This window comes from Rhodothermales bacterium (genome assembly GCA_034439735.1).
Taxonomy (GTDB): Bacteria; Bacteroidota; Rhodothermia; order Rhodothermales; family JAHQVL01; genus JAWKNW01.
Genome location: JAWXAX010000160.1, coordinates 1 through 6,595, shown reverse-complemented (window position 1 = coordinate 6,595; position 6,595 = coordinate 1). Strand labels below are relative to the sequence as shown.

At 62.9% G+C, this 6,595-nt stretch carries 5 protein-coding genes; 1 reads left to right on the top strand and 4 read right to left on the bottom strand.

Going from position 1 to position 6,595, the window contains the following annotated elements; genetic code table 11:
* Positions 1–137: 137 nt before the first annotated feature.
* Both SH809_12200 and moeB read right to left on the bottom strand, forming a co-directional pair.
* Complete coding sequence (locus SH809_12200; GenBank protein MDZ4700460.1) at positions 138–1,409, bottom strand: serine hydrolase domain-containing protein; 1,272 nt, start codon at positions 1,407–1,409, stop codon at positions 138–140.
* 128 nt (positions 1,410–1,537) lie between these two features.
* A complete protein-coding gene (moeB, locus tag SH809_12195; GenBank protein ID MDZ4700459.1) occupies positions 1,538–2,668 on the bottom strand; it encodes a molybdopterin-synthase adenylyltransferase MoeB in 1,131 nt (376 codons plus the stop codon).
* Positions 2,669–2,823: 155 nt separating this feature from the next.
* Here moeB and SH809_12190 point away from each other — a divergent pair, with 155 nt between their 5' ends.
* Positions 2,824–3,828 carry a DUF4097 family beta strand repeat-containing protein gene (locus SH809_12190; protein MDZ4700458.1) on the top strand — a complete coding sequence of 335 codons (1,005 nt, stop codon included), beginning with the start codon at positions 2,824–2,826 and terminating at the stop codon, positions 3,826–3,828.
* A gap of 56 nt (positions 3,829–3,884) precedes the next feature.
* On the opposite strand, the gene mtgA is transcribed toward SH809_12190, so the two are convergent.
* Positions 3,885–4,526 carry a monofunctional biosynthetic peptidoglycan transglycosylase gene (mtgA, locus tag SH809_12185; protein ID MDZ4700457.1) on the bottom strand — a complete coding sequence of 214 codons (642 nt, stop codon included), beginning with the start codon at positions 4,524–4,526 and terminating at the stop codon, positions 3,885–3,887.
* A 196-nt stretch (positions 4,527–4,722) separates the two neighbouring features.
* A partial coding sequence (locus SH809_12180; GenBank protein ID MDZ4700456.1) for a hypothetical protein occupies positions 4,723–6,595 on the bottom strand: 1,873 nt, incomplete at its 5' end.

Below are 6,595 nucleotides of genomic sequence, written 5' to 3'. Positions count from 1 at the left end.
GGTTGAACACGCCCGCCACGTTGTCGGGTTACGGTTGAACACGCCCGCCACGTTGTCGGGTTACGGTTGAACACGCCCGCCACGTTGTCGGGTTACGGTCCCTGGGGGGACCTAACCCGACCTACGCGGGCGCTGCATTATTCGAGGAGGGCCTGGTAAATCGCGATGCGGAGTTTATCGTGGTCGTCAATATTCCGGACCGGCAACAGCTGCGTGAAGTACACCACCACCAGGTCCTCCGCCGGGTCCACCCAGTACGACGAGTGGTACGCTCCACCCCAGCCGTATTCGCCGACGGAACCCGGCTTGCCGCGGTCACCCAGGTCTTTTAGCACCGAAAAGCCGAGTCCAAAGCCGACGCCGTTGTCGCCGTACGGGATGTCCCGCAGGTGGTCGACGGTCATCAGCTCGACGGTTTTTTCAGAGAGGATGCGGTGCCCGTTGCCTGTCCCACCGTTGGCCATCATCTGCAGGAAAGTGGCGTAGTCCCGGGCCGTCGACAGCAGGCCGGCGCCGCCGCTGAAGCTCTTGCGCGGGCCATTGACATACATTCCCTGGCCAACCATGTGGCCGGGATCGGGCACCCGCTCCAGGCCGCCGGCTTCCTTCGAGCCGTAGACCGTCGCCAGCCGATTTTGCTTCTCCATCGGGAGATAAAAATGGGTGTCGAGCATGCCCAGCGGCTCGAGGATCCGTTCGCGAAGAAAGGCGTCCAGCGACATCCCCGAGGCTTTTTCGATCACCACCCCCAGAATGTCCGTGTTGTAGCCATAAACGAATTGCGCGCCCGGCTGCGCATCCATCGGAAGGGCGCCCATCCGCGCGATCGTCGCGCCGACGGGTTCGTCGCGGTCGGCGAAGTACCAGCCCTGGATGCCGGCTTCTTTCCATTTATCCGCCGCCGGCCCGCTGCCGTAGCCGATGCCGGCCGTATGAGTGAGCAGGTCGCGGATAGTGATCGGGCGCTCGGCTGGCACCACCTCGTACCCGTCCTCTTCGTTCGGGACCGCAACCGTGGTCTGGGCGAACTCAGGGATGTACTTCCCGACGGGGTCGGTAATGAGCAGCTTCCCCTCCTCCTGCAGGATCATCGTGGCGACGCTGGTGAGCGCCTTGGTCTGCGAGGCGATCCGGAAGATCGCGTCTTGCGTCATCGGAGCGCCGGACTCGAGGTCCCGCTGGCCGAACGCCTTCAGATAGGCAATCTGCCCGTGACGGGCCACCAGCACAACGGAGCCGGCGAGCCGGTCGTCATCCACATACCCTTTCATGATCTCAGTTATCCGCTCCAACCGCTGCGGCGAAAACCCGAGTTCTTCAGGCGCCGCGAGAGGGATTGGCTGGGCGTTAACCCCCATCGGGCCGAGGAGGAACAGCAGGAGAAGGAAGAGACGGGCCGGGGCGTTCATGGTCGGGCGGGTTGCGTGGATAGTAGCGTTTGACCGCAAGCTACGATCCTTCCCGGACAATCGGTACTACGTGACCACAAACCCCTGTCACCACCGCTTTCACGCCTGAACCTCGAACCTTAAACCCTTTAATAAGCCCCCACCGACGGATCCACCTCCTTGCTCCAGGCCAGAATCCCCCCCTTCAGGTTCTCGACCTGGCTGAAGCCGGCGTCCACCAGTTGCTGCGCCGCCTGGGCCGAGCGGGCGCCGGAGCGGCAGTGGACCACCACCGGCCGGTTCCGGTAAGCCTCCAGTTCATCCATCCGCATCGGGAGTTCGCCCAAAGGGATGAGGAGGTCCGCCCCGAGGCTGGCAGCCTCGGCTTCGGCGGGGTTGCGGACGTCCAGGATAAACGGTGCGTCGCCGTTTTGCCGGCGGGTGTGCAGTTCCTGCACGGTGATCTCGGCGACCGAACCGGCCGGCGCGATGCCGCAAAAGGCGTCGTAGTCGATCAACGTGGTCTGAGTGGGATGATCGCCACACACCGGGCAGTCGGGGTCGCGACGGATCTTCCACTCGCGTACCTTCATCGACAGCGCCTCCACCAGCATCAAGCGGCCGATGAGGGGCTCGCCAATGCCCAGGATCAGCTTGATGACTTCGTTTGCCTGCATCGTCCCCACCATCCCAGGCAGCACCCCCAGCACCCCGCCTTCCGCGCACGAGGGCACGAGGCCGGGTGGAGGCGGCTCGGGGAAGACACAGCGGTAACACGGTCCGCCCGGCGCGGCGAAGACGGACACCTGGCCTTCGAATCGGAAAATCGAACCGTACGCGTTCGGGGTGCCGGTGAGCACGCAGGCGTCGTTAACGAGGTAACGCGTCGGGAAATTATCGGTCCCGTCAGCCACCACGTCGTAGCCCCGGATGAGGTCCAGCGCGTTGGCGCTCGTGAGCGGTGTGTTATGGAGATCGATCTGAATATACGGATTCAGATCCGCCAGACGCTCGGCGGCGGCCTCGAGTTTGGGCCTGCCGATGTCCTTCTGGCCATACAGCACCTGACGCTGTAGGTTGGTCGCGTCGATCGTATCAAAATCCACCAACCCGATCCGCCCTACGCCGGCCGCCGCGAGGTACAGGGCCAGCGGCGCCCCGAGCCCGCCGGCGCCGATCAGCAGCACCGAAGCCGCCTTGAGTTTCTCCTGGCCGGCCTCGCCGACATCCGGCAGGATGATGTGCCGGCTGTAGCGTTCGCGTTCGTCCCGGGTGAGCATTGGATTCAAGATCGCGGATTAAAGAGTAAAGACGGTGAATTGAACGTACAGACACGGCAGAGTTTCTTTCCCGCCCCGCCACTGTAACCTGCGCCGCGCGCCTCTCGTCTTATCCCCCATTCCTTCTCCATTCAGAACCAGCCGCACGTGTCGTCATGAACCCCATCCGCATCGCCCTCCTGGCCGGCTTATTCCTCGTTTTCGCCGGCATCAACCTGGCCCGCGCCCAGGAACGATTCGAGCACGAGGAGATCACCGAAGAAAACTTTGCCGTCGCCGCCAACAGTACCCTCATCATCGACTCCGACCTCGGCTCCATCGTCGTCGAGGGCTCCAAGGGGGATGAAGTGATCGTCCGCATCGTCAAAGGAATGAACGGCGGCAACGAAAGCGACGCCGATGCCGCGTTCGAGCGGTTCGCGCTCACGCTCGACGGCTCTAGCCGGGGCGTGGAGATCATCGGCCGCTACGACCGCCCGAACAACTGGCGCGGATGGGGCAATCGGAGCCTGCAGGTGCGCTTCATCGTCGAAGTCCCCGAGGACATCGACGTCGATCTTAAAACCGCCGGCGGAAGCATCCAGGTGACCGATATCGCCGGCGAGGCGCTCGTCCACACCTCCGGTGGATCCATCACACTGGATGATATTGGCGGCATTACCGAAGCCCACACCAGCGGCGGCTCTATCGAAGCGCGGCGCCTCGGTGAACGCAGCAAACTGCGCACCTCGGGCGGCAGCATCAAGGTGGCTGACGCCGGCGGGCCCGTGGACTGCCAGACGTCTGGCGGCTCGATCACGATCGACCGGGCCGAGGGCGACGTGGACTGCGAGACCTCCGGCGGCTCCATCCGCCTGACGCAGATCGCCGGCGCCGTCAACGCCTCCACCTCCGGAGGCAGCATCGAAGCGGAGGTGCTGGGCCAACCCGATCAGGACATGACCCTCCGCACCTCGGGCGGCACGGTGACGATCCGCCTCGACGAGGACATCCAGGCCGACATCGACGCCCAGGCCTCCGGCGGATCGGTGAAGTCGGACATCTCCGTCGCTGTCCGCGGCGAAATCAAACGGGACAGGCTTCAGGGCGAAATGAACGGCGGCGGGCCGTTGCTGACGCTCCGCAGCTCGGGCGGCGGGGTTAGGATCCTTGAGAATTGATCAGACGATTAGTGATTATCGATTAGCGAATGACAGTAGGCGTTGAACGTTTTTCGCTACTTCTCCAGACACGCCCCGAATCCTTCATCTACATCGTTCATCTGTGCACGGATCTGTGATGCGCGTCGAGCGAGGTACGCCGAGGGGCGGGCGGGATTGGATGTCAGCGGAGAGGGCAGGGAAGCGGCCAGCAGGGACGACTCCCACCGGGTGAGTTGAGCCGCCGTCTTGTTGAAATAATGCTGGGCGGCGGCCTCTGCGCCGAAGAGGCCGTCGCCCCATTCCGCCACGTTGAGATATACTTCCAGAATGCGCCACTTGGGCCAGAACGTCTCGATCAGCACGGTGAAATAGGCTTCGAACCCCTTGCGGACCCACGTGCGCCCCGGCCAGAGGAATGCATTTTTGGACGTCTGCATCGAGACCGTCGAGGCGCCTCGGAGCCGGCCTCCCCGCTCGTTGGTGTCCCGCGCCTTGTCAATGGCCTCCCAGTCGAACCCATCGTGTAAACAGAAGCGCTGATCTTCCGCCGTCACCACGGCGACGGCCAGATGGCGAGAGATCGCCTCCAGCCTCATCGGCCGGCGATCGACGTTCAAGCCAGCCAGGGTATCGCGCACCACGAGGAAAGTGAACGGCGGACCGGCGAAGCGGTACAGGATCACCCACAACACGCTCACGAGCAGAAATCCTGCCACGCCAATCCCTGCATAGCGGGCGACACGAACACCGAGTCCTGGAAAACGGACGCGGCGAAAAGCCCCCGATGTGGGGCTAGTAGATTCAGATGGGTCGAGTGCGGCTTCTGCGCGGGCGGGTAGCGGCTCCATGGCTCAGATCGATAGGGAATAGAACCTACGGATCAGGCGCCGCATGATCAAGGCTGTAGCCCCATCACCCCACGATCTGCTGCATGACCGAGACCTTATCGCCATTCGAGAAGCTCTCGAAGAACCCGAGGAGCCGGCCGGAGACAAGCATGAAGTCCTTCGTCTCCAGGAGGAGCGTAAAGTAGAGGCCCGTGTTGATCTCGTTATACTTACGGGCCTTGATGCCGGATACCTGGCGCTCGATACACACCTCCAGGAACGCCATCACCTCATCGCGCTTCACGAGCAAGCCGGCCGTATCGTGGAACTCGCCGCGATGGATGTAATCCTTGATCGCATGAACATAGCCAACCGTCTGCCCGTAGAGATTATCGAGGTCGGCGTACTGGCTTTGCGACAGGGGTTTGTGGCTATTTTCGACGTGCGTCCGGCTGGTGTGAACGATCGACCGGGACGAGCGCAGCATGTCGCTCAGGTAGTCGTACACGGCGATGTAGGTTTTACTCCCCTCGCTCTCCAACTCCTCCACCTTCCGGATATACTGGGGCAGGGTATCGCCCATGCCCTCGTTCCGATCGATGAGCCGTTTGATCTTCTTTTCCGTCTTTTTGAGACGAGAGGCATCTTCTTTCACCAACCCACCGATGGCGTTTTCAAGCGCCTTACCGATGTCGTCCAGGACTTCAGCGATATGGTTTCCCGTCTCGTGAAACACTTCGGCAAGCGAAACCGACGGCCGTTCGTAGTGGGCCCGCCGCTCGGCGCTCTCCTCTTCGCGCGCTCGATGTAACCGCGTGCTGCGGTAGATAAGGTAGCCGGCGAGCACTAAGAGGCCCGCCAGCGCGTACATCCCCCCGATGTACAGGATCGCGGCGAAGAGGCCGGCCATCGACATCGCCACCACCGCTGTGATGAGCCATCCTCCGATGACATTGAGCACGCCCGAGACCCGGAACACCGCCGTGTCGCGGTCCCACGCACGATCCGCCAGGGAAGCACCCATTGCCACCATGAACGTGACGTAGGTGGTGGAGAGGGGGAGCTTGAGCGATGTCGCCATGGCGATAAGCACGCTCGCGATGGTCAGGTTCACCGAGGCGCGGATCAGGTCGAACGCCGGCGCGTCGGGAGAACCCTCTTCGGCCGAAGCGGTCTGCGGGCGCTCGAAATTTCGGTCGATACGACGCTTGAGTGCGGCCGGCAACAGGCTCGACAACACACCCCCGATATCTCGGGCGGCGCGGACGATCGAACGAGCGATCGGGTTGGAGGCGAACCGTTCGACGCCCTCGCCCTGCCGGCCGAGGCCGATTTCCGTCTCCGTCACCGTACGTGCCTTCCGCGACAGCCAGAGCGTAGCCACCATCACCGCACCGGCCAGCAAGAGCAGCCAGGTGTTCGTCCGCACTGGCTGATCGAGCGCCACCATCATGTAGCTGTCGGCCGGCACGCCCGAACCGCGCCAGGCCAGGAAGGAATCGAGCCCGGCAATAGGTACGCCGATGAAGTTGACCAGGTCGTTGCCGGCAAATGCCATCGCCAGCGCAAACATCCCGACCAGCACGACACCTCGCAGGGCGTTGATCTTCATCCAGAAGAGCACCTGCATGATCAGGGTGAATGCAACGAACATCCCGATCAACATCCACCACAGGTGGGTATCCACCCAGGCCAGGAAACCATCGCTCACAAACGAAGCGCCCTTGATGCCCTTAAAGAGGAGGAAATAGGCGACCGCCGTAAGCGAAAGCCCGCCCCATAGCCCACCTACATACGGCAACCGTTTCTCGAACTGGAAGCTGAACAGCAGCCGGGAGACGTACTGCGCCAGCAGGCCACAGACGAAGGCGATGCCCACCGACACAAAAATCCCGGAGATGATGCCCAGAGCGCGCCCGGAGTTGATGTAGGTGGTGAGCGCCTCGGCGCCGGCGCCG